The organism is Pseudomonas sp. H1_F01 (assembly GCF_054681425.1).
The window spans coordinates 6,008,021-6,032,735 of record NZ_CP162823.1 but is presented as its reverse complement, the minus strand read 5'-3'; the positions used below and the strand labels follow the sequence as shown (position 1 = coordinate 6,032,735).

Annotated in this window: 25 protein-coding genes; 14 read left to right on the top strand and 11 right to left on the bottom strand. The window is 63.2% G+C overall.

Translation table 11 applies throughout. The features are described from left to right. The first annotated feature begins 196 nt into the window (after positions 1-196). Together AB4O09_RS27260 and AB4O09_RS27255 are read left to right on the top strand one after the other, a co-directional pair. Positions 197-1,504, top strand: a complete 1,308-nt coding sequence (locus tag AB4O09_RS27260) for a type VI secretion system Vgr family protein (RefSeq protein ID WP_043041908.1) — start codon at positions 197-199, stop codon at positions 1,502-1,504. Next, a complete protein-coding gene (locus AB4O09_RS27255) occupies positions 1,501-2,298 on the top strand; it encodes a DUF4123 domain-containing protein (RefSeq protein ID WP_053161815.1) in 798 nt (265 codons plus the stop codon). Before AB4O09_RS27260 ends, AB4O09_RS27255 begins: the two co-directional genes overlap by 4 nt. A 3-nt stretch (positions 2,299-2,301) precedes the next feature. Here AB4O09_RS27255 and AB4O09_RS27250 read toward each other — a convergent pair whose 3' ends face one another. After that, positions 2,302-3,651: an MATE family efflux transporter gene (locus AB4O09_RS27250; RefSeq protein ID WP_003197445.1), complete on the bottom strand. Its 1,350-nt coding sequence runs from the start codon at positions 3,649-3,651 to the stop codon at positions 2,302-2,304. A gap of 210 nt (positions 3,652-3,861) precedes the next feature. Next, positions 3,862-4,155, bottom strand: a complete 294-nt coding sequence (locus AB4O09_RS27245; RefSeq protein WP_003197447.1) for a hypothetical protein — start codon at positions 4,153-4,155, stop codon at positions 3,862-3,864. A 164-nt stretch (positions 4,156-4,319) separates the two neighbouring features. Here AB4O09_RS27245 and AB4O09_RS27240 point away from each other — a divergent pair, with 164 nt between their 5' ends. Genes AB4O09_RS27240 through AB4O09_RS27225 form a run of 4 tightly spaced genes read left to right on the top strand, consistent with a single transcriptional unit; the run spans position 4,320 to position 6,579 of the window. Further along, positions 4,320-4,625 (top strand): MazG-like family protein, encoded by a 306-nt coding sequence (locus AB4O09_RS27240; RefSeq protein ID WP_003186192.1) that lies wholly within the window; start codon positions 4,320-4,322, stop codon positions 4,623-4,625. Continuing rightward, complete coding sequence (locus AB4O09_RS27235) at positions 4,622-5,371, top strand: methyltransferase domain-containing protein (protein WP_003197449.1); 750 nt, start codon at positions 4,622-4,624, stop codon at positions 5,369-5,371. Before AB4O09_RS27240 ends, AB4O09_RS27235 begins: the two co-directional genes overlap by 4 nt. A gap of 12 nt (positions 5,372-5,383) precedes the next feature. Further along, positions 5,384-6,001, top strand: a complete 618-nt coding sequence (locus tag AB4O09_RS27230; protein ID WP_003197451.1) for a DUF4136 domain-containing protein — start codon at positions 5,384-5,386, stop codon at positions 5,999-6,001. A gap of 20 nt (positions 6,002-6,021) precedes the next feature. Beyond that, positions 6,022-6,579 (top strand): DUF4136 domain-containing protein, encoded by a 558-nt coding sequence (locus AB4O09_RS27225; RefSeq protein ID WP_003197453.1) that lies wholly within the window; start codon positions 6,022-6,024, stop codon positions 6,577-6,579. Positions 6,580-6,808: 229 nt separating this feature from the next. On the opposite strand, the gene AB4O09_RS27220 is transcribed toward AB4O09_RS27225, so the two are convergent. Both AB4O09_RS27220 and AB4O09_RS27215 read right to left on the bottom strand, forming a co-directional pair. Continuing rightward, positions 6,809-7,663, bottom strand: coding sequence for a MaoC family dehydratase (locus AB4O09_RS27220; RefSeq protein ID WP_013692167.1), 855 nt, complete (start codon positions 7,661-7,663; stop codon positions 6,809-6,811). 2 nt (positions 7,664-7,665) lie between these two features. Continuing rightward, the gene (locus AB4O09_RS27215; protein ID WP_013692168.1) at positions 7,666-9,018 is read right to left on the bottom strand and encodes a 3-oxoacyl-ACP reductase; all 1,353 of its coding nucleotides are present in this window, start codon (positions 9,016-9,018) and stop codon (positions 7,666-7,668) included. A gap of 256 nt (positions 9,019-9,274) precedes the next feature. Here AB4O09_RS27215 and AB4O09_RS27210 point away from each other — a divergent pair, with 256 nt between their 5' ends. After that, entirely contained in the window at positions 9,275-10,552 is a 1,278-nt protein-coding gene (locus tag AB4O09_RS27210; protein ID WP_003197458.1) for an acetyl-CoA C-acetyltransferase, read from the top strand. Here the strand turns inward: AB4O09_RS27210 and AB4O09_RS27205 are convergent. Further along, positions 10,539-11,567 (bottom strand): bile acid:sodium symporter family protein, encoded by a 1,029-nt coding sequence (locus AB4O09_RS27205; RefSeq protein WP_028237506.1) that lies wholly within the window; start codon positions 11,565-11,567, stop codon positions 10,539-10,541. The two genes, AB4O09_RS27210 and AB4O09_RS27205, sit on opposite strands and share 14 nt — an antisense overlap. Before the next feature lie 79 nt (positions 11,568-11,646). Here AB4O09_RS27205 and AB4O09_RS27200 point away from each other — a divergent pair, with 79 nt between their 5' ends. Next, a complete protein-coding gene (locus tag AB4O09_RS27200; protein WP_027911819.1) occupies positions 11,647-12,438 on the top strand; it encodes an AraC family transcriptional regulator in 792 nt (263 codons plus the stop codon). A gap of 240 nt (positions 12,439-12,678) precedes the next feature. Next, positions 12,679-13,572: a PA4780 family RIO1-like protein kinase gene (locus AB4O09_RS27195; RefSeq protein WP_014336406.1), complete on the top strand. Its 894-nt coding sequence runs from the start codon at positions 12,679-12,681 to the stop codon at positions 13,570-13,572. Between the two features lie 167 nt (positions 13,573-13,739). On the opposite strand, the gene cueR is transcribed toward AB4O09_RS27195, so the two are convergent. The 3 genes from cueR to AB4O09_RS27180 all read right to left on the bottom strand — a co-directional run bounded on the left by cueR (position 13,740) and on the right by AB4O09_RS27180 (position 17,141). Beyond that, positions 13,740-14,144: a Cu(I)-responsive transcriptional regulator gene (cueR, locus tag AB4O09_RS27190; protein WP_003197466.1), complete on the bottom strand. Its 405-nt coding sequence runs from the start codon at positions 14,142-14,144 to the stop codon at positions 13,740-13,742. Continuing rightward, positions 14,141-16,534 (bottom strand): heavy metal translocating P-type ATPase, encoded by a 2,394-nt coding sequence (locus AB4O09_RS27185; protein ID WP_003197468.1) that lies wholly within the window; start codon positions 16,532-16,534, stop codon positions 14,141-14,143. The genes cueR and AB4O09_RS27185 overlap by 4 nt, the downstream gene beginning before the upstream one ends. Positions 16,535-16,757: 223 nt before the next feature. Then, entirely contained in the window at positions 16,758-17,141 is a 384-nt protein-coding gene (locus AB4O09_RS27180) for a hypothetical protein (RefSeq protein ID WP_003197470.1), read from the bottom strand. 148 nt (positions 17,142-17,289) lie between these two features. Between AB4O09_RS27180 and AB4O09_RS27175 the strand changes: the two genes are divergently transcribed. Then, entirely contained in the window at positions 17,290-17,487 is a 198-nt protein-coding gene (locus AB4O09_RS27175) for a heavy-metal-associated domain-containing protein (RefSeq protein ID WP_003197472.1), read from the top strand. Positions 17,488-17,582: 95 nt separating this feature from the next. Next, the gene (locus AB4O09_RS27170; protein ID WP_003197474.1) at positions 17,583-18,785 is read left to right on the top strand and encodes a multidrug effflux MFS transporter; all 1,203 of its coding nucleotides are present in this window, start codon (positions 17,583-17,585) and stop codon (positions 18,783-18,785) included. A 1-nt stretch (position 18,786) separates the two neighbouring features. Here the strand turns inward: AB4O09_RS27170 and AB4O09_RS27165 are convergent, their stop codons facing one another. Next, positions 18,787-18,957 (bottom strand): hypothetical protein, encoded by a 171-nt coding sequence (locus tag AB4O09_RS27165; RefSeq protein ID WP_460107742.1) that lies wholly within the window; start codon positions 18,955-18,957, stop codon positions 18,787-18,789. Between the two features lie 243 nt (positions 18,958-19,200). Beyond that, a complete protein-coding gene (locus AB4O09_RS27160; protein WP_013692171.1) occupies positions 19,201-20,214 on the bottom strand; it encodes a zinc-binding alcohol dehydrogenase family protein in 1,014 nt (337 codons plus the stop codon). A gap of 113 nt (positions 20,215-20,327) precedes the next feature. Here AB4O09_RS27160 and AB4O09_RS27155 point away from each other — a divergent pair, with 113 nt between their 5' ends. The 3 genes from AB4O09_RS27155 to AB4O09_RS27145 all read left to right on the top strand — a co-directional run bounded on the left by AB4O09_RS27155 (position 20,328) and on the right by AB4O09_RS27145 (position 23,628). Then, the gene (locus AB4O09_RS27155) at positions 20,328-21,257 is read left to right on the top strand and encodes a LysR family transcriptional regulator (protein WP_028237319.1); all 930 of its coding nucleotides are present in this window, start codon (positions 20,328-20,330) and stop codon (positions 21,255-21,257) included. 141 nt (positions 21,258-21,398) lie between these two features. Further along, complete coding sequence (locus AB4O09_RS27150; protein ID WP_003197481.1) at positions 21,399-22,133, top strand: ArsR/SmtB family transcription factor; 735 nt, start codon at positions 21,399-21,401, stop codon at positions 22,131-22,133. Positions 22,134-22,245: 112 nt separating this feature from the next. Then, positions 22,246-23,628, top strand: coding sequence for an MFS transporter (locus AB4O09_RS27145; protein ID WP_013692173.1), 1,383 nt, complete (start codon positions 22,246-22,248; stop codon positions 23,626-23,628). Between the two features lie 118 nt (positions 23,629-23,746). Here the strand turns inward: AB4O09_RS27145 and AB4O09_RS27140 are convergent, their stop codons facing one another. Then, positions 23,747-24,700 carry an adenosine deaminase gene (locus AB4O09_RS27140; RefSeq protein WP_003197486.1) on the bottom strand — a complete coding sequence of 318 codons (954 nt, stop codon included), beginning with the start codon at positions 24,698-24,700 and terminating at the stop codon, positions 23,747-23,749. Positions 24,701-24,715: the final 15 nt, after the last annotated feature.

Below are 24,715 nucleotides of genomic sequence, written 5' to 3'. Positions count from 1 at the left end.
ACCGCACGCTGCGGGTTTTTTCGGACAGTCCCGGAGGGCGTTTTTATTTGTGCCGTCGTTATTTCTGAACGTCGGTGCATTTAACCGGCGATGTCCTTATTTCGTGTAGTCCCTTTCCTAACTTGTACTTGGCCCCTCTACTCGGCCATGGCTCTCGGCGAGAATCCCCGACCGCCCCTCCTGTAGAGAAACGCCGATGTCCGATCCAGCCAGCGAACCAGCCTTTCGTCTGGAGATAGCCGGTCTGCCCGAGCCTGTTGACGTCGTGGCCTTCACGGGTAGCGAAGCGATCAGCGAACCCTTTGTCTATGAAGCACAACTGTTGTTGCGCGACGCGAACCTGGACCTGGCGGGCCTGTTGTACCGCAGCGTCTGGTTGAGTTTCGGGACCCCAGGCCGAGGCATTCATGGGCAGCTTCATGAGTTGGTCCAACACCGTCATGGCGCCGGCTGCCGGGTGCGTATCGGGCCGAAGCTGGCCTGTCTGGCGCAGCGTTTCAGCCAGCGGGTCTTCAGCGCCCGTTCGGTGCCGCAGATCATTCGCCAGGTGCTCAAGGCCCATGGCATCAGTGGCCGCAGCCTGTGCCTGGACTTGAGTGGCGATTATCCGCTGCAGGATTTCTGTACCCAGTATCGAGAGTCGGACCTGCAGTTCCTGCAGCGCCTATGCGCCCAGGCGGGTATCCACTTTCATTTCGAACACACTCGGGACGGGCATTGCCTGGTGTTCGCTGATAATCCGCACAGTTTTCCCCCTGCCGGTAAGACGGGTTATGCGGACGACGATCCGATTGCCGCGGTGCGCTCCTTCAGCGTGCAAACCGATGTGTCGGGGGAGCAGGTCGCCCAGGGCCGCAGCGATTTGATGAACCTGCAGAGTGGTCAGGTGCTGACGCTGACGGCCCATCCGTTTGCCGGCTGGAACCGGCGCTGGCTGCTGACGAAGGTCGAGCACCGCGCACAGGCGGGGGTGTACGGCAATCATTTCAAGGCGATTCCCCGGGGCGTGCTGTTCGTGCCGGACGAGGTCCCTGCAAAACCACGCATGGTGAGCCGGCAACGTGGCTGGGTCGTGGCGGTGAATGAACCGCCGGAGCAGGGAGCGGGGCGCGTGGCGGTGCAGTTTGACTGGGTCTACCAGGGCGAAGGTTCCAGCCCCAGTCATTGCTGGCTGCCTTTGGCGCCCGAACTGGCCATGGGCGGGGCGGGCGCCTTGAGTGATGGCACCGAGGTGCTGGTGAGCTTTATCGAAGGCGATCCGGATCGGCCATTGATCAGTGCATTTCTGAATGCGCCTGCCCCAGTAGAGGTTGTGGATGAATCATCCACAGGCGAAACATATGGGCCGTCGGTTGCCGATCCGCGCCTGTTGTCTGCAATCCGGGACGCCGAGCCGCTGGTCTTGTTGTGCTTGTTGCCCGAAGGCGGGCCTTTCAGCCCCTGCGCCCAGCCACTGTGCACCTGCCGTATGCTCATGCGGCGCGGTGCGGGCGTTGCTCGATGAACGCCGCGGCCCTGCCTGGATCAACGCCGCAATGGCTGCTGCTCGACGTACCGAGTGCGCCTGGCGCTGGGCGGCTTGTGCGCGCGCAGTTCGCCAAGACCCGGTGCTTTGCCTTGTTTGAAAACACCGAGCTGCATGGGCTGCGAGAGCACGGTCCGCTGTTGGTGGATTTGCGCCATTCGCCTGCGCTGGCCAGCCTCTGTCATCTGGACCCACGTTCCTGGCCGGGGCTGTTGTTGGTCAGCCCATCGCCCGCTGCGCAATTGCTGGCGCATCTGCGGCGCATGCTGACGGTGACCCTGGGCCTGCATCACAAAGCGTTGTTGAGCTATTACAACCCGCACATCGCCAGCTACTTCTTCGACGGTTGCGACCCTCGGGAGCTCAGTTGTTGGCTGGGGCCGATCAGTTTGTTGCGCTGGTTTGGCGGCACCTGGGCCGACCGGGCGATCGGCAGCCAGGGTTGGCAACAACTGTCCAACCCGGGGCTGTCGGTGGCGGCGCTGGAGAAGGAGCACGGCCTCAGCGACCGACAACAGGACCAGTTGCAACGATGCCTGCTGGAGCGTCACGCCTGGCAATGGTCCCGTGCTACCGGGTGTGATTACCAGCGGCTCTGGGGGAATTTGCAGCAGGGCCTGGCGCTGGGGTTTACCGAGCGGGCGGTGCTCGATGACTGGCTGTGGCTGCGCCTGCAATACCCCGATGCGCGGCCAGTATCTGGCCTGGTGGGCGGTTCGCAGCGCGAGCGGTTCGAGCATCTGCGTCGGCGCTGGCAGGGCCGCCAGGATTGAGCGTTAGTGGGCAGATGCGCCGAGCCAGCGATCGTGTCGCTGCAAGTGCCAGGCGAAAGCACCGAGGGTCAGGCTGCGCAGGGCCATGAACAGCAGGAAGGTGATCCACAGCCCATGGTTGCCCAACCCTTGCAGCGCCCAGGCGATGGGCAGCACCAGCAGCAGGGTCAGTAGCATGCCGTTGCGCATTTCCCGGGCACGGGTGGCGCCGATGAACAGCCCGTCGAGCAAGTAACTCCAGACCGCAATCAGTGGCAGGGCCGCCAGGTATGGCAGGTAGTGATAAGCGGTGGCGCGCACGTCGGGGATGTTGGTCTGCATGTCGATGAACAGGTGGCCGGCGAGCAGGAACAGCAGTGCAAAGCCCAGGCTGGCAATCAACGACCAGCCGCACGCCACCACCAGCGAGCGACGCAGGGCCAGGCGGTCGCGGGCGCCAATGGCATGGCCGCACAGCGCTTCGACGGCATGGGCCAGGCCGTCCAGGGCATGGGCTGTCAGCAACAGGCCGTTGAGTAGCAGGGCATTGGCCGCGACGGTCGCATCCCCCAGGCGTGCGCCTTGCACGGTGATCAGGAAAAACACCGCTTGCAGCGCCAGGCTGCGGATGAAAATGTCCCGGTTCACCGCCAGCAACGGGCGCCAGCTGTGCCACAGTCCCAGGGCGGCCCAGGCGATTTGCCCGGGCCAGGCGCGCAGTGTGTTGCGGGCCAGGGCCAGGCCGACCAGCGCGCCGGTCCACTCGGCGATTACCGACGCCCGGGCCGAGCCGGTCACGCCCCAGTCCAGGCCGATCACGAACCACAGGTTCAGGGCGATGTTGACCAGGTTGGTTACCAGCAGGATCGCCAGCGGGGCCCGGGCATTCTGGGCGCCGAGGAACCAGCCTACCAGCGCATAGCTGGCCAGCGCCGCCGGCAAGCCGAAGAGCCGGGTGTGGAAGAAGTCACGGGTCAACTGGTTGAGCTCGGCGGACGGCTGCATGAAGTGCAACGCCACGTCGCTCAATGGCACGCCGACGGCACCGAGCAGTACCGCCAACCCCATCGCCAACAGCAGTCCTTGCAACAACACTTGTCGCAACGCCGCCCCGTCACCACGTCCGGCGGCCTGGGCGGCGAACCCGGTGGTGCCCATGCGCAAGAAGCCCATGGCCCACGCCAGTACCGTATACAAACTCGCCCCGACCGCCACGGCGCCCAACTGATGAGCATGGGGCAAATGGCCGATGACGGTGCTGTCCACCAAGGCCACCAGCGGTACGGAAATGTTCGAGAGAATCATCGGCGCAGCCAGCGCCCAGACCCGGCGATGGGTAAGGCGGTCGCGCCAGTCGGTGGTCAGGTTGGACATGCGGGCTCCTTGATGGAGCGCGATTGTAGCGGGTTCTCGCATTGATCGTTCCCACGCTCCGCGTGTGAATGTCCCTAGGGACGCTCTGCGTTCGATCTCAAGAAAATCTGTGGGAGCAAGGCTTGCCCGCGATGAAGATGACGCGGTCTTTCAGGGAACCGAGGCGCCTGTATCGCGAGCAAGCTTTGCTCCCACCCAGTGCTCTGGGCCCTAGTGAATGATCCAACTCAACAACCACAACCCCAGCACCAGCCAGATGATGCCCATGACGATCGAGGCCCGCATGAACGCGCGGATCGCCGAGTAGAGCAGCATCAGCCCGAGGATCAGCGCGATGATGCTGATGATCGAGGTGTCCATGCCCAGGGTGCGTGATAGCCCATCGACGAAGTTGCCGCCAGCATTGGCCAGGGTGTTGAACAAGCCGCTGAGCAGGTCGACGATGAAACGGATCACCGAACCGAGCGCCTGGCCGAGCCATTCGAAAAAGCTTTCTACCTGCATATGTGCATCCTGATGGGAGGGGATCCGAGCTGAGCCGTTGGCTCCTGATTGTAGGAGCTGTGGCGGCCGAGTTGGTTCGATTATGGGGCAAACCGTCGCTTCGTACCGAGACTCTTGCCTTCCCTGGTCATCCCCCTGAAGCTATGCGCATTCAGGAGAACCCGATGAACCTTGTTGAACTGACCGAACGCCTGCATGCCATTCGTGACCGTAACGATTGGCGGCAATTCCACAGCCCGAAAAACCTCGCCATGGCCGCCAGTGTGGAAATGGCCGAACTGGTGGAGATTTTCCAGTGGCTGACCGAGGACCAGTCGCGCCAGTTGCCGGCGGACAAACTGGCCCACGCCGGGCAGGAGGTCGGTGACATCGTGTTGTACCTGTTGCTGCTTTGCAGCGAACTGGGCCTGGACATGGACGCCGTGGTGCGCAGCAAGCTCGCCGACAGCGAACGGCGGTTCGGCCAATGAGCGACCGTCATTTCGATCAGCTCGCCACGCGCTTTGCGGAAAAAATCTACGGCGGGGCCAAGGGGGCGATCCGCCTGGCGGTGCTTCAGGCCGATCTGCTGGAAAGCTTGCCACAGCGTCCGTTGCGCGTGCTGGACATCGGCGCGGGCCTGGGCCACATGTCGTTGTGGCTGGCCGAGCGCGGTCACCAGGTGACCCTGGCCGAGCCGGCCGAGCCCATGCTCGAAGGCGCCCGCCAGCGCTTTGCCGAGGCGGGCCAGAGCGCCACGTTCATCCAGGCACCGTGGCAGGACCTGCTCGGCCAGCTCACCGAGCCTTACGACCTGGTGTTGTGTCACGCGGTGCTGGAATGGCTGGCTGAGCCCTATGCGATCCTGCCGGTGCTGCATCAACTCACAGTCCCGGGCGGCTGGCTGTCCCTGGCGTTCTACAACCGCGACGCGCTGGTCTATCGCAACCTGCTCAAGGGGCATTTTCGCAAGTTGCGCAAAAACGACATGGCCGGCGAAAAACAGAGCCTGACGCCGCAACAACCCCTTGATCCGCGAGAATTGGCGGCGCAACTTGAAGGCCTGTGGCAGGTCGAAAACCAGAGTGGTGTGCGGGTTTTCCATGACTACATGCCGGTGGAGTTCCAGGGCCGCGTGGAGCTTGCGCAGTTGCTGGAAATGGAACTGGCCCACCGTCGCCATCCGGCGTTTGCCGGGTTGGGACGTTATCTGCACTGGATCTGCCGTCCAGTGTGACCGGAGAGCGAAATGAAAGGTCGTTCAGGGTTGTTGATGCTGTGTCTGGGACTGGCGGCTTGCCAGGGCAGCAACCCCTATGTCGCCACGTCCAATCCGCTGCCGCCGGCGCCGCCCGAGGCCACCACGGTGTTTGACCGCAGTGCTTATCCTGCGCCGCCCCGTGACTACGGGCGCTACCGCAGTTGGGCCTGGCGCGACGGGCGCCTGCCGTCGGGTACCGCCTGGGCGGATTCGGCCCAGGTGGCCGAAGCGGTGAGCAATGCCCTGGACCAGCGTGGCCTGCGCCCGCTGCATGACAACCGTCCCGCCGACCTGTTCGTCAGCGCCGACCTGCGTCTGGAAACCCGCGTGCGCCAGGTCCGGGATGACTACGATGCCGGCTACTACGGCGGCTATAACCGTTATGACCGCTATGGTCCGGGTTATGGCATGTACCATCCGGTGCCGATGGTGCGCACGTATCAGGAGCAGGTCGTGGTGGTGCGGGTAGACCTGTTCGATGCCCGTACGGGGCAACCGGTGTGGAGCGCCAGCGCCGAGACCGGCCAGCGGGGCAGTCAGAGCGAGCGCACCGATGCCATTCGTGCGGCGGTGGAAAAAGCCATGTCGGCGTATCCTCCAAGTTGATTACGCAACGGAGAAAAACCATGTTTCGCCGTCTTGCTCTACTGGCCTTCACCCTGTTGCTGGGCGCTTGTGCCTCTAACCAGGTCAACCATGACTTCGACACCAGCCGCGATTTCGCGGCGTATCGCAGTTGGAGCTGGAAAGAGCCGGCGCTGCAATATCGCCCCGATGACCCTCGCATCAAGAGCGACCTGACCGAACAGCGGATCCGCCAGGCGGTTGCCGATCAACTCGACCAGCGCGGCCTGCGTCCGGCGGCTGGCGGGCATGGCGATGTACTGGTCCAGGCCTATTTGATCGTCGAGGACCGCCAGCAGCAGATCACCACCAACTACGGCGGCGGCGGTTGGGGCGGCCCTTGGAATGGCTATTGGGGCGGACCGATGTACAACGAAACCCGCAACATCAGCTACAAGGTCGCCACCGTGCAGATCGACCTGCTCGATGGCAAGGACGGCAAGCTGGTGTGGCGTGGCAGTGACGAACAACTGCTCAGCAACTCCCCCAACCCGACTGACCGCAACACGGCCGTGCGCGAGACGGTGGGACGGATCCTGTCCAACTACCCGCCGCGTTGACCACGACGTATCCAAGATGGATGTGAGCTGACCCACCGCCATCGCGAGCAAGCTCGCTCCCACAGGGATTTTGTGGCGGACACCTGTTCTGTGAACACCCCGGAACAAACTGTGGGAGCGAGCTTGCTCGCGATGACGGCAATACATTCAACCTGGATGTAAGCAGACCCACCGCCTTCGCGAGCAGGCTCGCTCCCACAGGGGAAGGGTGTGGAGACCATCATGGTGCTCAGGCAACCGGCCGCCACTCTCCTACCATATGCTCCAAACCCCCAGCCCCTACCAGTTGCAGTTGCCCACTGGACCCCGCCGCGCTCGACAGCAGTATCACCTCACTGGGCAGGCGCACCGGTTTCTTGAAGGTCACATCGATCTCGATGTTGGCCTCGGGCAGGTGGTCATCCAGCGCCGCCAGGGTCCGGGCCTTGTTCCACAGGCCATGGGCGATGGCGGTGGGGAAGCCGAACAACCGGGCGCTGATGCCGCTCAGGTGAATCGGGTTGTAGTCGCCGGACACCTTGGCGTATTGCCGGCCGATGTCCGTTGGTGCGGTCCAGCGTGCGACTTCAATCAAGGACAGGCTGGCCTGCGGCGAGTCCTCCACGAGTGCCCCGTCGAGCTGGACGCCTTTGCACAGCATCTGGCTCTGGGCCTCCCATAGCGGCCCCAACTGATCATCGAGGCGGGTCACCAGGTCGAATACCGCGCCCTTGGGGTGGGCTTGAAGATTCTCGACATTGACGCTGGCCCGCACCTGGCCAACCCCGCCCATGGGCCGCAATACACGAATGCGGTTGCTCAAGTGGATCAGCCCCAGCAGTGGGAATGGAAAATTCCGTGCGGTGAGCAATTGCATTTGCAGGGCAAACGCCAAGACGTGGGGATAGGTCGACGGCAGCAGTCCGTTATCGACGAAACCGCAGACTTTGCGATAGGCCGCCAGGCGTTGCGGGTCGACTTGAAGCACTTGACGCAGTCCTTCCTCGGGCAGGGTCGTTCCGGTGACCTTGCGCCGTGTCACCGCTTTCCAGTAAAGCCCGGACATGGAGGACGGGCTGCTGACTTCCTGCCATTGGATCGTCATGGTCACGCTCCCAGAAGGCTTTGCCCGCATACCCGCAGCGCCTGCCCGGTCACGGCGCCCGTGCCCGGTTGCGCGAGCCAGGCCACGGCTTCGGCGACATCCTGGGGCAGGCCGCCCTGGCCCAGGGAGCTCATGCGCCGCCCGGCTTCGCGCAAGGCGAAGGGGATGTCGGCGGTCATGCGGGTTTCAATGAAGCCCGGCGCCACGGCGTTGATGCTGATACCGCGTGGCTGCAGCACCGGCGCCCAGGCCTGAGCCAGGCCGATCAGTCCGGCCTTGCTCGCCGCATAGTTGGTCTGCCCACGGTTGCCGGCAATGCCGCTGATGGACGCCAGCAGAATCACCCGGCCATTGTCGCGCAGGGTGCCGCTGTCGAGCAGGGCCTTGGTCAGCACTTGCGGGGCGTTGAGGTTGACGGCCAGTACCGCGTCCCAGAACTCCGGGGTCATGTTGGCGAGGGTCTTGTCCCGGGTGATGCCGGCGTTATGCACCACGATGTCGACGCCGTCGGGCAGGTGCCCGATCAACTGTGCGGCGGCGTCTTCGGCGCAGATATCCAGCGTGACGCTGCGTCCGCTCAGGCGTGCCGCCAGGGCGTCGAGGTCGGTCTTGGCTTGCGGGACGTCCAGGAGGATCACGTCGGCGCCATCGCGGGCCAGGGTTTCGGCGATGGAGGCGCCGATCCCGCGGGCTGCGCCAGTGACCAGCGCCTTGAGCCCCGTGAGCGGTCGGGTCCAGTCCTGGACCTGGGTGTCACAGGCGTTGAGACGAATGACCTGCCCGGAGATGAAGGCGCTCTTGGGCGACAGGAAAAACCGCAGCGCACCTTCCAGCTGGGCTTCGGCGCCGTCGCCGACGTACAGCAGTTGCAGCGTCCCGCCGTGGCGCAGCTCTTTGGCCAGGGAACGGCTGAAACCCTCCAGCGCTCGCTGGGCACTGGCGGCGAACGGGTCGGCAAGTTTTTCCGGCGCGCGACCGAGGATGACGACATGGGCGCTGTGGTCGAGGTTTTTCATCAGCGGCTGGAAAAATTCCCGCAGCTGCTTGAGCTGGTCGGCCTGCACCAAATGGCTGGCGTCGTACACCACCGCTTTGATTTTCGGGCCGTGGCCAGGGATCCACTCGGTGGCCAGGGTCGGCTCGCCGCCGTAGATGAAGATGGTATCGGTCAGGCGCTTGGCAAACGTACCGATCTGCTCGGTCAACGGCCCGCCGCCCAGTAGCAATGCGCCTTCGATCGGCCGCAGGCGCCCGGCCTGCCAGCGTTCCAGGCGTACCGGCGATGGCAGGCCGAGGGACCCGACCATGCGCCGGCCAATGGGCGAGTTGGCAAAGTCGATATAACGGTCAGACATGGAACACACTCCGGCTGATGAGGTTCCAAGTGTGGACCATGATTGGCAATCAGTCGTTCGATTGGCGAGATAAAGCCTAAGCTTGAGCGGGAGCGCTTTTTCCAGGGCACCGCCCCCCTGTGGGAGCAAAGTTTGCTCGCGATGCAGACACCGCGTTTTTCAGGTACGTCGCGTCATCGTTCATCGCGAGCAAGCTTTGCTCCCACAGGGTGCGGTTGAGTGTTCTTAGTGCATTAGACCTACAGGGGAGTTCTTCATGACACAACTACGCCGCGTCGCGATCATCGGTGGTAACCGCATTCCGTTCGCCCGCTCCAACGGGGCCTATGCCACCGCCAGCAACCAGGCGATGTTGACGGCAGCCCTCGAGGGGCTGATCGAACGCTACAACCTGCATGGCTTGCACATCGGTGAAGTGGCTGCCGGTGCGGTGCTCAAGCACTCCCGCGATATGAACATGACCCGCGAATGCGTGCTTGGCTCGCGGCTGTCACCGATGACGCCGGCCTATGACGTACAACAGGCCTGTGGCACCGGATTGGAGACAGTGCTGCTGGTGGCCAACAAGATTGCCCTGGGGCAGATCGACAGCGGCATTGCCGGCGGCGTCGACACCACCTCGGATGCGCCGATCGCGGTCAATGAAGGGCTGCGCAGGATCCTGCTGCAAGCCAATCGCGCCAAGACCACCGCGGACAAGATCAAGACCTTCCTGCAGCTGCGCCCCCAGCACCTGGTCCCCGACCTGCCGCGCATCAACGAACCGCGCACCGGCCTGAACATGGGTGAGCATTGCGAGTTGATGGCCCAGACCTGGCAGATCCCCCGGGAGGCGCAAGACCAACTGGCCCTGGAAAGCCATCAGAAAATGGCCGCGTCCTATGCCGAAGGTTGGCAGAACGACTTGATGACACCGTTCCTTGGCCTGACCCGGGACAACAACCTGCGCCCGGACCTGACCCCGGAAAAACTCGCCTCCCTCAAGCCGGCCTTCGAAAAAAGCGCCAAGGGCACGATGACCGCGGGTAATTCCACGCCACTGACCGATGGTGCTTCGTTGGTGCTGCTGGGCAGCGAAGAGTGGGCCAAGGCCCGAGGCCTGCCGATTCTGGCGTACCTGCGCGACGGTGAAACGGCGGCGGTGGATTTCGTCAATGGCGCCGAAGGGCTGTTGATGGCCCCGGTCTACGCCGTGCCGCGATTGCTGGCGCGCAACGGTTTGACCTTGCAGGACTTTGATTACTACGAGATCCATGAAGCGTTCGCCGCCCAGGTGTTGTGCACACTGAAGGCCTGGGAAGACCCGGACTACTGCAAGACCCGCCTGGGGCTCGACGCACCGCTAGGGTCCATCGACCGCAGCCGGTTGAACGTCAAGGGCAGTTCCCTGGCCGCCGGGCACCCGTTTGCCGCCACGGGCGGGCGCATTGTCGCCAACCTCGCCAAGTTGCTCGATGCCGCCGGGCGAGGTCGCGGCTTGATTTCCATCTGCGCCGCAGCGGGCCAGGGGGTGACGGCGATTATCGAGCGCTGAGGACGGCGCCGTCCTGGCGGGACGCCAGTTCCCGGTGATGGCTGGCGTAGCGCTCGGCGAGGATCGAGCAGACGATCAACTGCAGCGGGTGATAGATCATGATCGGCAGCAGGATCAGCCCCAGGCCGGGATGGTTGCCAAAAATCAACGCCGCCATGGGCACCCCGGCGGCGAGGGATTTCTTGCTGGCACAGAACACCGCGGCAACTTCATCGGCGCTGCGCAATTGCAGGGCGCGGGCGGTACGGGTGGTCGCCCACAAGATGATCGCCAGCAGCACGGCACTACCAAACACTGCGCTCAATAGCACGCCGTGGCCTTGCTGTTGCCAGATGCCGGACACCATCGAGTTGCAGAACGCGGCGTAGACCAGCAGCAGGATCACCAGTTTGTCGATGATGCTGGTGTAGCGCTTGTACCTGCCGAAAAAGCCAGCCAACCAACGCCGCAGGAACTGCCCCAGCACCAGCGGCAGCAGCAACATCATGCACAGGTCGAGCAAGGTGGACCCCAGCTCGATGCCACCGGCGCCGCTGCCGACCACGAAACTGACCAGCAACGGTGTCAGGAAAATCCCCAGTACGCTGGACAGGCTCGCGTTGAGAATCGCCGCCGGCACGTTACCGCCGGCACTGCCGGTCAGCGCCACCGAGGAAGAAATGGTCGAGGGCAGGGCGCACAGGTAGAAGAACCCCAGCATCAACAGCGCCGGCACGTGGCTGCCGACTAGCCAGTGGCTGATCAGCCAGAGCAACGGAAACACGCCAAAGGTGAAACCCTGCACCATCACGTGCAGGCGGATGTTCTTCAAACCGTGGCGGATCTGTTCGCCGGACAGGTTGACCCCGTGCAGGAAGAACACCACGAAGATGCCGATGTTGACCACCCATTCGGCATGCATGGCACCGCCCGTGGCACCAAAGGTTGGAAAGAAGTACGCCAGCAATGTGGCGAGCAACATGCCGCACAGGAACCAGTCGGTCACCATGCGTTTGAGGTGTCTGAGGATATGCATAGGGCACCGCAAGTTGTAAGAAAAGTCGACTTAGCCTAACGTCGTCCCTACCAGTCGTCTTGCGACATAAGGCCAATCAATGCCGCCTAACGGACACCAACAGCTCGAACGCCGCATCCCCGACCTGGCGCAATTGCCGAGGCCGCTGTACGCCCGTGTCGAAAGTTTGAGCGCCGGTTCCTGGACGCAAGCCCATCGTCATGACTGGGTGCAGTTTTCCTACGCCATCAGCGGCGTTCTCGGCGTACACACCGCAGCGGGTAGCTTCTTTGCCCCGCCACAACGGGGCATCTGGATCCCGGCCGATCTGGAACACCATGTGGTGACCTCCACCCGAGCGGAAATGCGCAGCTTGTATGTGCATCGTCACGCCTGCCCCTGGGCCGATGAACGCTGTCGGGTGCTGGAAGTCACGCCACTGGCCCGCGAGTTGATCAAGGTGTTCTGTCAACTTCCGGTCGATTACCCGCAAGGCGACACTCAGGAGCAACGGTTGGTGCAGGTGTTGCTGGACCAGTTGGCGACTTTGCCGGAGGTGGGATTCTCCCTGCCGCTGCCGCAACATGCCCGTCTGCTGGGGCTGTGTAACGAGTTGATCGAACAGCCTGAGCAGAGCGTTACCTTGCACGCCTGGGCTGAGCGCCTGGGCACGTCGGAAAAAACCCTGATGCGCCTGTTCCAGCGCGAGACCGGCCTGAGCTTTCGCGTCTGGCGCCAGCGCATGCGCTTGTTGTCGTCCCTGGGCTCACTGGAGCAGGGCGACAGCGTCACCAGCGCTGCGTTGTCCTGCGGATATGATTCAACGTCCGCGTTCATTGCGGCGTTCAAGGGGATGTTCGGGTTTACGCCGGGGGAACTGTTCAAGCATTGAGTCGTCGCACTCTCCTACAGCCGACGGTAGACATGACTGTCAGCTCTTGTCGCAAATGCCCGGGCATTCAGTTACCAATGCCAGGTTCGGTCTCGGCTATGATTCGGCTCGGTCGATTGATCCGGCACATTGTGTGCATCACAGGTTCATAGGTCGGCAACCCCTCCCCGTGGAGGAAGGATTGCCGTATAACGACTGTCATTCGCGTGTTTGGTAATAAAGGACCCACAATAAAAGCTGATGAAGACTCCAAAACGCATTGAACCCCTGATCGAGGACGGTCTGGTCGACGAGGTGCTGCGCCCACTCATGAGTGGTAAAGAAGCAGCTGTTTATGTGGTGCGCTGCGGTAACGAGCTACGTTGCGCGAAGGTCTACAAGGAGGCGAACAAGCGAAGTTTTCGTCAGGCGGCCGAATATCAGGAAGGCCGCAAGGTCCGCAACAGCCGTCAGGCCCGGGCCATGGCCAAGGGCTCGAAGTTCGGGCGCAAGGAAACCGAGGACGCCTGGCAGAATGCCGAAGTGGCGGCGTTGTTCCGCTTGGCTAGCGCGGGTGTGCGCGTGCCCAAGCCGTACGACTTCCTTGAAGGCGTGCTGCTGATGGAACTGGTGGCCGACGAGTATGGCGATGCAGCGCCGCGTCTGAACGACGTGGTGCTGGAGCCGGACCAGGCCCGTGAATATCACGCCTATCTGATTTCCCAGATCGTGCTGATGCTGTGTACCGGTCTGGTGCACGGCGACCTGTCGGAGTTCAACGTCCTGCTCACGCCAACCGGGCCGGTGATCATCGACCTGCCGCAGGCCGTGGATGCAGCGGGTAACAACCATGCCTTCAGCATGCTGGAGCGGGACGTGGGCAACATGGCGTCCTACTTCGGCCGGTTCGCTCCGGAGCTCAAGCGCACCAAGTACGCGAAGGAAATGTGGGCGCTGTATGAAGCCGGCACCTTGCACCCGGCCAGCGTGCTGACCGGCGAGTTCGACGAGCCGGAAGAACTGGCGGATGTCGGCGGGATCATGCGCGAGATCGAAGCCGCGCGCCTGGACGAGGAGCGCCGCCAGGCCGTACGCGCCGCCGACGATGCCCCGCCCGGCAAGACCGAAGAACCACCACCGCCATGGATGCAATGATCGGTTGAACAGAAACCCGGCCATGGCCGGGTTTTTTGTGGGCACTCCAAAATCCCATACCCACCGCAGTCCCCTGTGGGAGCGAGCCTGCTCGCGATAGCGGTGGGTCAGCTTGCATCGATGCTGAATGTACGGCCGTCATCGCGAGCAGGCTCGCTCCCACAGTTTTACTTCGGCTGGCAACACCCCGACGCCAGTTCCTTGAGGATCGGGCAGTCCGGGCGGTGGTCGCCGTGGCAGTGTTCCACCAGATCCTGGAGGGTGTCGCGAAGCTCGGCCAGTTCGCGGATTTTCTGGTTCAGTTCTTCGATGTGCTGGCGGGCCAGGGCCTTGACGTCGGCGCTGGCGCGTTGGCGGTCTTGCCAGAGGGTCAGCAGTTTGCCGACCTCTTCCAGGGAAAACCCCAAGTCGCGGGAGCGCTTGATAAAGGCCAGGGTATGCAGGTCATCGGCGCCGTAGATCCGGTAGCCGCTGTCAGTACGATGGGCGGCCTTGAGCAGGCCGATGGACTCGTAATAGCGGATCATCTTCGCGCTCAGGCCGCTCTGGCGGGCCGCTTGGCCGATGTTCATCGCTTGTCCTCCAGCTGCTTGGGTGTCCAGAACTTCAACAGTAACGCATTGCTCACCACGCTGACGCTCGATAGTGCCATGGCCGCGCCGGCCAGCACCGGGTTGAGAAAACCGAACGCCGCCAGGGGGATGCCGATCAAGTTATAGACGAACGCCCAGAACAGGTTCTGGCGGATCTTGGCGTAGGTCTTGCGGCTGATGTCCAGTGCCGCCGGCACCAGTCGCGGATCGCCGCGCATGAGGGTGATGCCCGCGGCATGCATCGCCACGTCGGTGCCGCCGCCCATGGCAATGCCGATATCGGCGGCGGCCAGGGCGGGGGCGTCGTTGATGCCGTCGCCCACCATCGCCACCACCGAATGGCGCTTCAACTGTTGGACGATGGCGGATTTATCCGCTGGCAATACCTCGGCATGGACATTGGAGATCCCCAGCGCCTGGGCCACCACTCGGGCGCTGCCTTGGTTGTCGCCGGTGAGCAAGTGGCTGGCGATGTGCTGTTCATTCAAGGCCTGTACGGCGGCGAGGGCGCCGGGCTTGAGCGTGTCACCGAAGGCGAACAGGCCCAGCACCCGAGGCGTCGCGCCTTGTTCGATCAGCCAGGACAACGTGCGGCCTTCGGTTTCCCAAGCCAGTGCCGACTCGGCCAGCGAACCGGGCTCCAGGCCCAGTTCGTCCAGCAGGCGTCGATTGCCCAGGGCCAGGCGGCGCCCGTCGAGGCTGCCGGCGATACCGCGTCCAGCCAGGGACTGGCTGTCGCTGACATCCGCCACGTCCAGGCCGCGCTCGGCGCAGGTGTCCAACACGGCTTTGGCAAGAGGGTGCTCACTGCCGCGTTGCAGGGCGCCAGCCATTTTCAGCAGCGCGTCTTCATCTCCCTCCAGAGCCGTCAAGTGGGCGATACGCGGCGTGCCGGAGGTCAGGGTGCCAGTCTTGTCGAACACCACGGTGTCGACTTCATGGGCGCGCTCCAGGGCCTCGGCGTCCTTGATCAGAATCCCATGGCGCGCGGCCACGCCGGTGCCGGCCATGATCGCCGTGGGCGTCGCCAGGCCCAGGGCGCAGGGACAGGCAATCACCAGCACGGCGACGGCGTTGATCAGCGCGGTTTCCAACGGCGCGCCGTACAACCACCAGCCGATCAACGTCGCCAGGGCCAGCACCAGCACCACCGGTACGAAGACCTGGCTGACTTTATCCACCAGTTTCTGGATCGGGGCCTTGGCGGCCTGGGCGTCTTCTACCAGGCGGATGATGCGCGCCAGGACGGTTTCGGTACCCAGGGCCAGCGTGCGTACCAGCAGCCGGCCTTCGCCGTTGATGGCGCCGCCAGTGACTTTGTCGCCGGGCTGCTTGGGCACCGGCAGGCTTTCGCCGCTGATCAGCGCTTCGTCGGCATGGCTCTGGCCTTCCAGTACTTCGCCATCCACCGGGAAGCGTTCGCCGGGCTTGACCAGCACCAGGTCATTCAAGCGCAAGGCGCTGATGGCGACGTCCCGCTCCTGGCCATCGATCACCTGGATCGCCCGTTCCGGGCGCAAGGCTTCGAGGGCGCGGATGGCGCTGGCGGTTTGTCGCTTGGCGCGGCTTTCCAGGTATTTGCCGAGCAGTACCAGGGCAATCACTACGGCCGAGGCTTCGAAATACAGGTGCGGCATGCCGCCAGGGCGGGCGATCACCCATTCATAAAGGCTCAAGCCGTAGCCGGCGCTGGTGCCCAGGGCCACCAGCAGGTCCATGTTCCCGGCACCGGCACGCACGGCCTTGAAGGCGGCGACGTAGAACCGCGCACCGAAGATGAATTGCACCGGCGTGGCCAGGGCGAACTGCACCCAGGCCGGGAGCATCCAGTGCACGCCGAACGGCTGCAGCAGCATCGGCAGCACCAGCGGCACGGACAGCGCAATCGCCAGCACCAATATCAGGCGTTCACGGTTCAGACGGTTGGCCTGCGTGTCAGTGGGTTGTTCGGTCTGCCAGACTGTGGCGTCGTAGCCGGCGCGCTTGACCGCATCGATCAGGGATTGCGGATCCACCTGGCCGAGCAGTTCGAGGTGGGCCCGCTCATTGGCAAGGTTGACGCTGACGCTGTTCACACCGTCGACCTTGCCCAGGGCGCGTTCGACCCGGCCAACGCAGGAGGCGCAGGTCATCCCTTCAATGTTCAGCTCCAGGGTTTGCACGGGGACGCTATAGCCGGCCTGTTCGACGGCCTGCATCAAGGCCGGCAGGCTGCCTTCGGGGGCCTGCACGCGCGCCAGTTCAGTCGCCAGGTTCACACTGACGGCGCGGGTGCCGGTGACTTTGCTCAAGGCCCGCTCGACCCGCCCGGCGCAGCTGGCGCAGGTCATGCCGGCAATCGGTAGATCGAACGTGGTGGATTCAGACATCGGTCAGGCTCCCTGTAGTGAATGACTACAGGATCAACCTTGCCATGTTGGCAAGGTCAAGCGCCAATCCAAAAAGCGATGTCGACTCCTAATATGGGATCTGGCTCTGTGGGAGCAAGGCTTGCCCGCGATGAAAGCACCGCAGCTTTCTGAATGACCGCGGCGCCTGGATCGCGAGCAAGCTTTGCTCCCACAAAGCTTGCCCACAGGGGCAAGAGGTGTGTCAGTAACCGAGCCCGGCCTGCTTGAGGTACATGCCTTGTTCATTCATGGCGATGCGGAACTTCAGAATGTCACCAGCCCTGAGCGTGATGTTCTGCGACCCTGGCGCGAGCATGCCCGGGTTGCACCCCGGTGCCTGGCCTGGCAGCAACTTCAGGCGCAAGGAAAACTGGCCCGGCGGCAGGTTGAACGAGGTGCTTTGCTCCTGGAACAGCCTGGCCGAGAGCTGATCCTGGATGTAGATGCCGATTTCGCAACTGGTCGCCACTTCCAGGCGCTCGCGAGAAATGATCAACACGCCGTAGTCTTCGCCGGCGGCCGATGCCTGGGGCGCCACCGCTGAAATACCGAGCATGCAAAACAGGCTGAACGCTGACCAGCGCATGGCTGAACCTCCGGTGTTAAATCCTTGATGTGTGCAGCTTGGCTGAGCGCGATGCCGATTGCCAGCCCGGCAGTTTTCGTCAGAACTTGACCTTGCCATGATGGCAAGCTTGAGACTGCTGGCAACCTCAATCCCAAGGAGTCATCTCATGCAAACTTTCAATGTTCAGGGCATGTCCTGCGGTCACTGCGTCAAGGCCATCACCCAGGCTGTCCAGGCCAAGGACCCGGCGGCGGACGTGCAAGTCGACCTGGGTGCCAAGACTGTCCAGGTCCAGAGTTCGTTGCCGGCCGATGCCGTGCTCGCGGCCATCAAGGAGGAGGGCTATGAGGCCAGCCCTGCTTGAAGTTTTTTAATCGTTAGCGACCTACCGGAATGTTCAAGAGCGTCCGGCACGGCTAGACTGTCGGGCTGTCGAACGACGCCTGAGCTGGACGCCCGATGAACCTCCGTACGATTCTGATTCTTGGCGCCTTGAGCGCTTTCGGTCCCTTGGCGATCGACTTCTACCTGCCTGCCTTTCCGGCGATGGCCACGGCCTTCGGCACCGACGAAAAACACATCCAGCTGACCCTGGCGGCCTATTTCCTCGGCTTGTCCATCGGGCAACTGGCCTATGGGCCGGTGGCGGATCGCTTCGGACGGCGCATTCCATTGCTGACCGGCGTCGGTTTGTTCACGTTGGCGTCCCTGGCCTGCGCCTACGCGCCGAACCTCGAATGGCTGATCGGCGCCCGCTTCGTCCAGGCCCTGGGTGGATGCGCCGGGATGGTGATCTCGCGGGCGGTGGTCAGCGACAAATGCGACGCGGTGGGTTCGGCCAAGGTGTTTTCACAGTTGATGCTGGTGATGGGCCTGGCGCCGATTCTCGCGCCGATGCTGGGCGGGTTGCTGGTGAACCTGCATGGCTGGCAATCGATCTTCATTGCCCTGACCGTGTTCAGTGCATTGGCGTCAACGGCTGTGGCCTTGTGGCTGCCGGAAAGCTTGCCGGACTATGTGCCTCGGCAACCGTTGTCGGGGGCGTTGCGCCAATATGGCCGGTTGTTGACCGACGCTGTCTTCCTCGGCCATGCGCTGACGGGGGGCATCGCTATCGCTGGGATGTTTGCCTACATCGCCGGTTCGCCTTTTGTCTTCATCAAGCTCTACGGGGTACCGGCCGAACATTTCGGTTGGCTGTTCGGCACCAACGCGGCGGGCTTCATCCTGGTTGCCCAGGTCAACGCCCGGCTGCTGTCCAAGCGCGGCCCGGCGTTCCTGCTGAGCCGCGCGGTATGGGTCTACCTGGGCGCTGGGCTGAGCCTGCTGGCCGTCAGTTCATTGCAACCTGCGCAGTTGTGGCCGCTGTTGGTTCCGCTGTTTGTCTGCATCGCCAGCCTGGGGTGCATCCTTCCCAACGCCTCGGCTTGCGCCATGAATGGGCAGGGTGCCCGGGCCGGCAGTGCTTCGGCGATGCTGGGATGCCTGCAGTTTTCCGTGGCCGCCGGGGCAGCCTCGTTGGTGGCGGCGCTGCATGACGGCACCGCCGTGCCAATGGCGCTGGTCATCAGCCTTTGCGGGCTGTTGGTGGTGAGCGCAGCGATGCTGACCCGTCGCCTGCAAAATGCCCGGGCGCTGGCCCAGGCCAGTCGCGAGGGTTGACTCAGCCGGCCGCGCGCGGCTGTTGTTCGGGGAAATGATGGGGCGCGAGGATCCGCGCTTGCAGGGTGTTGGCGAAGGTCTGGGCTTCGGCCTCGGTACGGAAGGTGACGACGTGCTGGTCAAGGCGCACTTGCCATTGGGATTTTGCCACTTCTTTTATCAGGATCTTCATTGCTGACCTCCTCACGAAAAGATTGCGTTGCAAAGGCCTCGAGTGTAGACCCGAATGCGATCGCAATTGTGACAAGGATCAATTCTCGGACTGACGGTGCAGTTCCAGATTGATGCAACACCTGTGGGAGCGAGCTTGCTCGCGATAGCAGTAGACCCGCCGACATCAATGTTGCCTGAACTGGCCCCATCGCGAGCAAGCTCGCTCCCACAGGATTGTTTGCAGGGCGACTGCCCAGTGCTGTCAGAAACCCTCGAGCACAATCTTGCCCTTGGACTTGCCGCTTTCCAGCAAAGCATGCGCCCGGCGCAGGTTCTCGGCATTGATGGTGCCGAAATGCTCGCCAACCGTGGTCTTCAGGGTGCCGGCGTCGATCAGGGCGGCCACGCGGTTGAGCAGTTTGTGCTGTTCAAGCATGTCGGCCGTCTCGAACAGCGAGCGGGTGTACATGAATTCCCAATGCAACGACAGGCTCTTGCGCTTGAGCTTGGTCACGTCCAGCGCCTTGGGATCGTCGATCAGCGCCAGTTTGCCTTGGGGCGCGAGCGCTTCGACCAACTGGTCCAGATGCTGGTCGGTCTGGGTCAGGCTGGCGACGTGAGTCACTTGGGGCTGGCCTGCTTCTTTCAACACTTCGCTCAATGGCTGGCTGTGGTCGATCACCAGGTCGGCTCCCAGGTTGCGCACCCAGTCCTGGGTCTGCGCACGGGACGCGGTGCCAATCACCTTCAGCCCGGTGAGCTGGCTGGCCAGTTGCGTCAGGATCGAACCCACGCCGCCCGCAGCGCCGACGATCAACAGGCTCTGGCCCAGGTCGCTTTGGCCTTCCTGGATTTGCAGGCGCTCGAACAACAATTCCCAGGCGGTAATGGCCGTCAGCGGCAGCGCCGCCGCTTCGGCGAAACCGAGGGTCTTGGGCATGTGGCCGACGATGCGCTCATCCACCACGTGCAGCTCGCTGTTACCGCCGGCCCGGGCAATGGAGCCGGCATAAAACACCTTGTCCCCGGCCTTGAACAGCGTGACCTCGCTGCCCACTGCCTTGACCACGCCGGCCACGTCCCAGCCCAGCACCTTGGCTACGCCGTCTTCAGGCTGGACGTTCTGGCGGACCTTGGTGTCCACCGGGTTGACCGAGATGGCCTTGACCTCCACCAGCAGGTCCCTGGGGCCGGCGACCGGTTCCGGTAGCTCGATGTCCTGGAGCGATTGCGGGTCGGTGATGGGCAGCGAGTGGTAGTAGGCGATGGCTTTCATGAAGCGGCTCCGTGAAGTGAGTTCGATGACGGCCATGGTTAGCTATTTATCGTCGAGATAAAACCGGCTAAAAGAACAGGCTCTTTCAATAATTCTTTGATAATGGAGTCGTCATGCTTCGCTTCGATGACTTGCAGTTGTTTGTCCGGGCGGCGGACCTGGGCAGTCTTTCGGCTGCGGCCAGGGGCATGGACCTGTCGGCGGCGGTGGCCAGTGCCGCGTTGAAACGGATCGAGCTGCACCTCGGCGCGCGGCTGTTGGCCCGCTCCACCCGTAGCTTGCGCCTGACAGCCGAAGGCGAGGGCTTTCTCGAATATGCCCGTGCCGCATTGAGCAGCCTTGACGAAGGCCGGCGGTTGTTGACCAGCGGCCAGGATCAGGTCAGTGGGGTGTTGCAGTTGTCCGCGCCGTCGGACCTGGGACGCAACCTGCTGCTGCCCTGGCTGGATGTGTTCCAGCGCGAGCACCCCGGGCTGACGGTGCGGCTGTTGCTGGGCGATCGCATGGCCGATCTGTTCAAGCAGCCGGTGGACATCGCCTTGCGTTATGGCGAGCCGGAAGATTCGAGCCTGGTCGCCCTGCCCATTGCCGCGGATAACCGCCGGGTGTTGTGCGCATCGCCAGACTATCTGGCTCGCCAGGGTGAACCCCAGCAGTTGGAACAACTGGCCCAGCACAACTGCCTGTTGTACATGCTTGGCAGTCGGGTCCATGACCGATGGGGTTTTCATGACGGTAAACGGGAAGTGAGCCTTACCGTCAGTGGCGACCGTTTCAGTGACGACGCCGATGTGGTGCGACGCTGGGTGGTGGCAGGTGCCGGGATTGCCTACAAATCGTGGCTGGATGTGTCCACCGACGTGCTGGCCGGGCGCTTGAAAATTCTCTTGCCGCACCTGCAATGCGAACGCGCGCCCCTCAATCTGCTGTGTGCCCATCGGATGCAATTGAGCAAACCCATCAACCTTTTGCGGGACATGCTCCAGGCCCGCTGCGGTGAGTTGACGGCTCGTTTTCCACTCTCGACGGGGGCCGGCCATTAGTCGCGGGCAAATAGAGAATTTTCCCTCAGGAACAATCGCCTCCAAAGGTTTCCGGAGGACAGGAAAGCTCGACCGCCCCGCTTATACTAGCGACCGCCTGCGCCAGAGCAGTAGACGAATGATTCAACAGGGAGTGAATACATGGAACATGCACCTTGCATCAGCCAGATCGCCGCGCTGCTGGCTGACCCCAAGCGCAGCGCAATGATGTGGGCCTTGATGGACGGCACGGCCCGCCAGGCCGAGGAGTTGGCGTTGCTCGCCGGGTTGTCGCCGTCCTCGGCCAACGCGCATCTGGGACGCCTGTCCGCCGGAGGCCTGTTGAAAGTCGAAGCCCGGGGCCGCAAGCGGTTTTTCCGCCTGGCAGCACCTGAAATCGGCGCTGCCGTCGAAGCGCTGGCCAGCGCGACGCTGGTCAGTACGCCGCGGCAGATCCCGGATATCTTCAAGCGCCGAGTCATGCCGACCAAAGCGCCGTCGGCTCCCGCGTCGTTGATGCGGGCCAGGCTTTGCGACGATCACCTGGGGGGCACCCTGGCGGCGGACCTGTATCAGCGCCTGCTGGACGCCGGGTGGATCGAGCAGTTCGAGCCGCGGGTGATCGTCACCCACAAAGGCGCCAATCAGTTGGCCGAACGTGGCCTGTTCATCCAGGCCCTGGCCCATCGCAACGCCCGCATTGCCTGTGCCTGCCCGGACTGGAGCGAGCGTCGTCCACACCTGGGGGGCGCGCTGGGGGCGGCCCTGCTGCAACTGTTCATGCAGTCGGGTTGGCTGAGCTTGCCCAACGATTCGCGAGCCCTGCAGGTGACGATGCTCGGCCAGCAGGAAATCCACCGGTTCGCCCGGCAGGACGCGGTGGAGATGGCAATCTAGGAAACGCTCCTGGCGCGTCGCTCTGGGCTGTCGGCAGGTCGTATTCAGCAATAGCCACCTGCAAGGTTCGCGCACACTCGGTCCGGGGAATTATCGGATTGGGGGAGGCAGCATGGACACTCACGGCTACAGCGCGGCGGAACGATTGGAACGGTTACCCATCAGCGGTTACCACCGGGTCATCTTCATCATCATCGCCCTGGCGTTTTTCTTTGACTCCATGGACCTGGCGATGATGACGTTCCTGTTGGGGTCGATCAAAGCCGAGTTTGGCCTGAGCACCGCCCAGGCCGGTTTGCTCGCCAGCTCGAGTTTCTTCGGCATGGTGGTGGGGGCGTCGCTGTCGGGCATGCTGGCCGATCGTTTCGGGCGCAAGCCGGTGTTCCAGTGGAGCATCGTGTTGTGGGGCATTGCCAGTTACTTGTGCTCCACGGCCCAGGACATCGAGACCTTGACGCTGTTTCGCATCCTGCTGGGCATCGGCATGGGCATGGAGTTTCCGATTGCCCAGTCGATGCTTTCGGAACTGATCCCGGCCAAACGTCGGGGCCGCTACATCGCCTTGATGGACGGCTTCTGGCCGCTGGGTTTCGTGGCGGCGGGGGTGCTGTCGTATTTCCTGCTGCCGGTGGTCGGCTGGCGCGACATCTTTCTGGTGCTGGCGGTGCCGGCAGTGTTTGTCCTGGCGATTCGTTTCTTCATTCCCGAGTCACCGCGCTGGCTGGAACAGGCCGGTCGGGGTGACGAAGCGGACGCGGTGCTCAAGCGAATCGAAGACAAGGTCCGGACCTCGCTGGGGCATCAAAACCTGCCGGAGCCGATCCGTTTGCCAAGGGTTGAGAGTACGCCGGGCAGTTTCTTTTCCGCCTTGGCGCAGATCTGGTCACCGTTGTATCGCCAGCGCACGATGATGATCTGGAGCGTCTGGTTCTTTGCCTTGCTCGGTTTCTACGGCCTGACCTCCTGGCTCAGCGCGTTGTTGCAGCAGTCGGGGTTCGCGGTGACCCAGTCGGTGTATTACACCGTGCTGATTTCCCTGGGCGGGATTCCCGGCTTCTTGATGGCGGCCTGGCTGGTGGAGCGCTGGGGGCGTAAACCGGTGTGCGTCATCACGCTGCTGGGTGGCGGGGCGATGGCATTTCTGTATGGGCAGAGCGCGGTGTTTGGCGGCAACGTCGGCCTGTTGATAGGCACCGGGTTGCTGATGCAGTTTTTCCTGTTCGGCATGTGGGCGGTGCTCTACACCTACACGCCGGAGCTGTACCCCACCTCGGCCCGGGCTACGGGCTCGGGCTTTGCTTCGGCGGTGGGACGCGTCGGTTCGTTGCTCGGCCCGCTGGTAACCGGGCTGGTATTCCCCATCACCGGCCAGGGTGGCGTGTTCGCCCTGGGCGCGCTGTGCTTCGCCGTGGCGGCAGGGGTGGTCTGGTTGTTCGGGATGGAGACGCGGGGCAAGACGTTGGAGGAGTTGAGCGAAGCGACCGTCACCGATTAACACCATCTCCCTTGTGGGAGCGAGCTTGCTCGCGATAGCGGTCCGACATTCAACATCGATGTTGACTGACACTCCGCCTTCGCGAGCAAGCTCGCTCCCACAGGGATTTCGGTGAGGCTTAAGGTTTTACCAGGCGCGCATCCAGGCTGTTCTGGGCCAGGCGCTTGGCCTGGTCCTGGGTCATGCCCAGATGGGTATACAGCGCGTGGAAGTTCTCGGTGACGTAGCCGCCGAAGTACGCCGGGTCATCGGAGTTCACCGTCACTTTCACGCCGCGCTCGAGCATGTCGAGGATGTTGTGCTGCGACATGTCGTCGAACACGCACAGCTTGGTGTTGGACAACGGGCACACGGTCAACGGAATCTGCTCGTCGATGATCCGCTGCATCAGGCGCTCATCTTCAATGGCTCGCACACCATGGTCGATGCGCTGGATCTTCAGCAGGTCCAGGGCTTCCCAGATGTACTCGGGCGGGCCTTCTTCACCGGCGTGGGCGACGGTCAGGAAGCCTTCGTTGCGCGCACGGTCGAATACGCGCTGGAACTTGCTCGGTGGATGGCCCATTTCCGAACTGTCCAGGCCCACGGCCACGAAGGCCTCGCGGAACGGCAGCGCCTGGTCGAGGGTTTTCTCGGCTTGTTCTTCGCTCAGGTGGCGCAGGAAACTCAGGATCAGGCCGCTGGTGATGCCCAGTTGCTGCTCACCGTCCTTGAGGGCGGCGGCGATGCCGTTGAGTACCACTTCGAACGGGATGCCACGGTCGGTGTGGGTCTGCGGGTCGAAGAACGGTTCGGTATGGATCACGTTCTGCGCCTTGCAACGCAACAGGTAGGCCCAGGTCAGGTCGTAGAAATCCTGGGAGGTGCGCAGCACATCGGCGCCCTGGTAATACAGGTCGAGGAATTCCTGCAGGTTGTTGAAGGCATAGGCCTTGCGCAGGGTGTCGACGTCGCTCCACGGCAGGGCAATTTTGTTGCGTTCGGCCAGGGCGAACAGCAGCTCGGGCTCCAGCGAGCCTTCCAGGTGCAGGTGCAGTTCAGCCTTGGGCAGGGCGTTCAGCCAGTCGTACATGGTCTTTTCTCATCA

Excerpts from the sequence above, each read along its gene's own strand:
- AB4O09_RS27165 (WP_460107742.1), bottom strand. The coding sequence starts at position 18,957 with ATGAAGATCCTGATAAAAGAAGTGGCAAAATCCCAATGGCAAGTGCGC.
- AB4O09_RS27145 (WP_013692173.1), top strand. The coding sequence starts at position 22,246 with ATGGACACTCACGGCTACAGCGCGGCGGAACGATTGGAACGGTTACCC.
- AB4O09_RS27195 (WP_014336406.1), top strand. The coding sequence starts at position 12,679 with ATGAAGACTCCAAAACGCATTGAACCCCTGATCGAGGACGGTCTGGTC.
- AB4O09_RS27255 (WP_053161815.1), top strand. The coding sequence starts at position 1,501 with ATGAACGCCGCGGCCCTGCCTGGATCAACGCCGCAATGGCTGCTGCTC.
- AB4O09_RS27245 (WP_003197447.1), bottom strand. The coding sequence starts at position 4,155 with ATGCAGGTAGAAAGCTTTTTCGAATGGCTCGGCCAGGCGCTCGGTTCG.
- AB4O09_RS27160 (WP_013692171.1), bottom strand. The coding sequence starts at position 20,214 with ATGAAAGCCATCGCCTACTACCACTCGCTGCCCATCACCGACCCGCAA.
- AB4O09_RS27200 (WP_027911819.1), top strand. The coding sequence starts at position 11,647 with ATGCCGCCTAACGGACACCAACAGCTCGAACGCCGCATCCCCGACCTG.
- AB4O09_RS27215 (WP_013692168.1), bottom strand. The coding sequence starts at position 9,018 with ATGTCTGACCGTTATATCGACTTTGCCAACTCGCCCATTGGCCGGCGC.
- AB4O09_RS27175 (WP_003197472.1), top strand. The coding sequence starts at position 17,290 with ATGCAAACTTTCAATGTTCAGGGCATGTCCTGCGGTCACTGCGTCAAG.
- AB4O09_RS27210 (WP_003197458.1), top strand. The coding sequence starts at position 9,275 with ATGACACAACTACGCCGCGTCGCGATCATCGGTGGTAACCGCATTCCG.
- AB4O09_RS27250 (WP_003197445.1), bottom strand. The coding sequence starts at position 3,651 with ATGTCCAACCTGACCACCGACTGGCGCGACCGCCTTACCCATCGCCGG.
- AB4O09_RS27170 (WP_003197474.1), top strand. The coding sequence starts at position 17,583 with ATGAACCTCCGTACGATTCTGATTCTTGGCGCCTTGAGCGCTTTCGGT.
- AB4O09_RS27220 (WP_013692167.1), bottom strand. The coding sequence starts at position 7,663 with ATGACGATCCAATGGCAGGAAGTCAGCAGCCCGTCCTCCATGTCCGGG.
- AB4O09_RS27240 (WP_003186192.1), top strand. The coding sequence starts at position 4,320 with ATGAACCTTGTTGAACTGACCGAACGCCTGCATGCCATTCGTGACCGT.
- AB4O09_RS27150 (WP_003197481.1), top strand. The coding sequence starts at position 21,399 with ATGGAACATGCACCTTGCATCAGCCAGATCGCCGCGCTGCTGGCTGAC.
- AB4O09_RS27205 (WP_028237506.1), bottom strand. The coding sequence starts at position 11,567 with ATGCATATCCTCAGACACCTCAAACGCATGGTGACCGACTGGTTCCTG.
- cueR (WP_003197466.1), bottom strand. The coding sequence starts at position 14,144 with ATGAACATCGGCCAAGCGGCCCGCCAGAGCGGCCTGAGCGCGAAGATG.
- AB4O09_RS27180 (WP_003197470.1), bottom strand. The coding sequence starts at position 17,141 with ATGCGCTGGTCAGCGTTCAGCCTGTTTTGCATGCTCGGTATTTCAGCG.
- AB4O09_RS27235 (WP_003197449.1), top strand. The coding sequence starts at position 4,622 with ATGAGCGACCGTCATTTCGATCAGCTCGCCACGCGCTTTGCGGAAAAA.
- AB4O09_RS27140 (WP_003197486.1), bottom strand. The coding sequence starts at position 24,700 with ATGTACGACTGGCTGAACGCCCTGCCCAAGGCTGAACTGCACCTGCAC.
- AB4O09_RS27260 (WP_043041908.1), top strand. The coding sequence starts at position 197 with ATGTCCGATCCAGCCAGCGAACCAGCCTTTCGTCTGGAGATAGCCGGT.
- AB4O09_RS27230 (WP_003197451.1), top strand. The coding sequence starts at position 5,384 with ATGAAAGGTCGTTCAGGGTTGTTGATGCTGTGTCTGGGACTGGCGGCT.
- AB4O09_RS27225 (WP_003197453.1), top strand. The coding sequence starts at position 6,022 with ATGTTTCGCCGTCTTGCTCTACTGGCCTTCACCCTGTTGCTGGGCGCT.
- AB4O09_RS27185 (WP_003197468.1), bottom strand. The coding sequence starts at position 16,534 with ATGTCTGAATCCACCACGTTCGATCTACCGATTGCCGGCATGACCTGC.
- AB4O09_RS27155 (WP_028237319.1), top strand. The coding sequence starts at position 20,328 with ATGCTTCGCTTCGATGACTTGCAGTTGTTTGTCCGGGCGGCGGACCTG.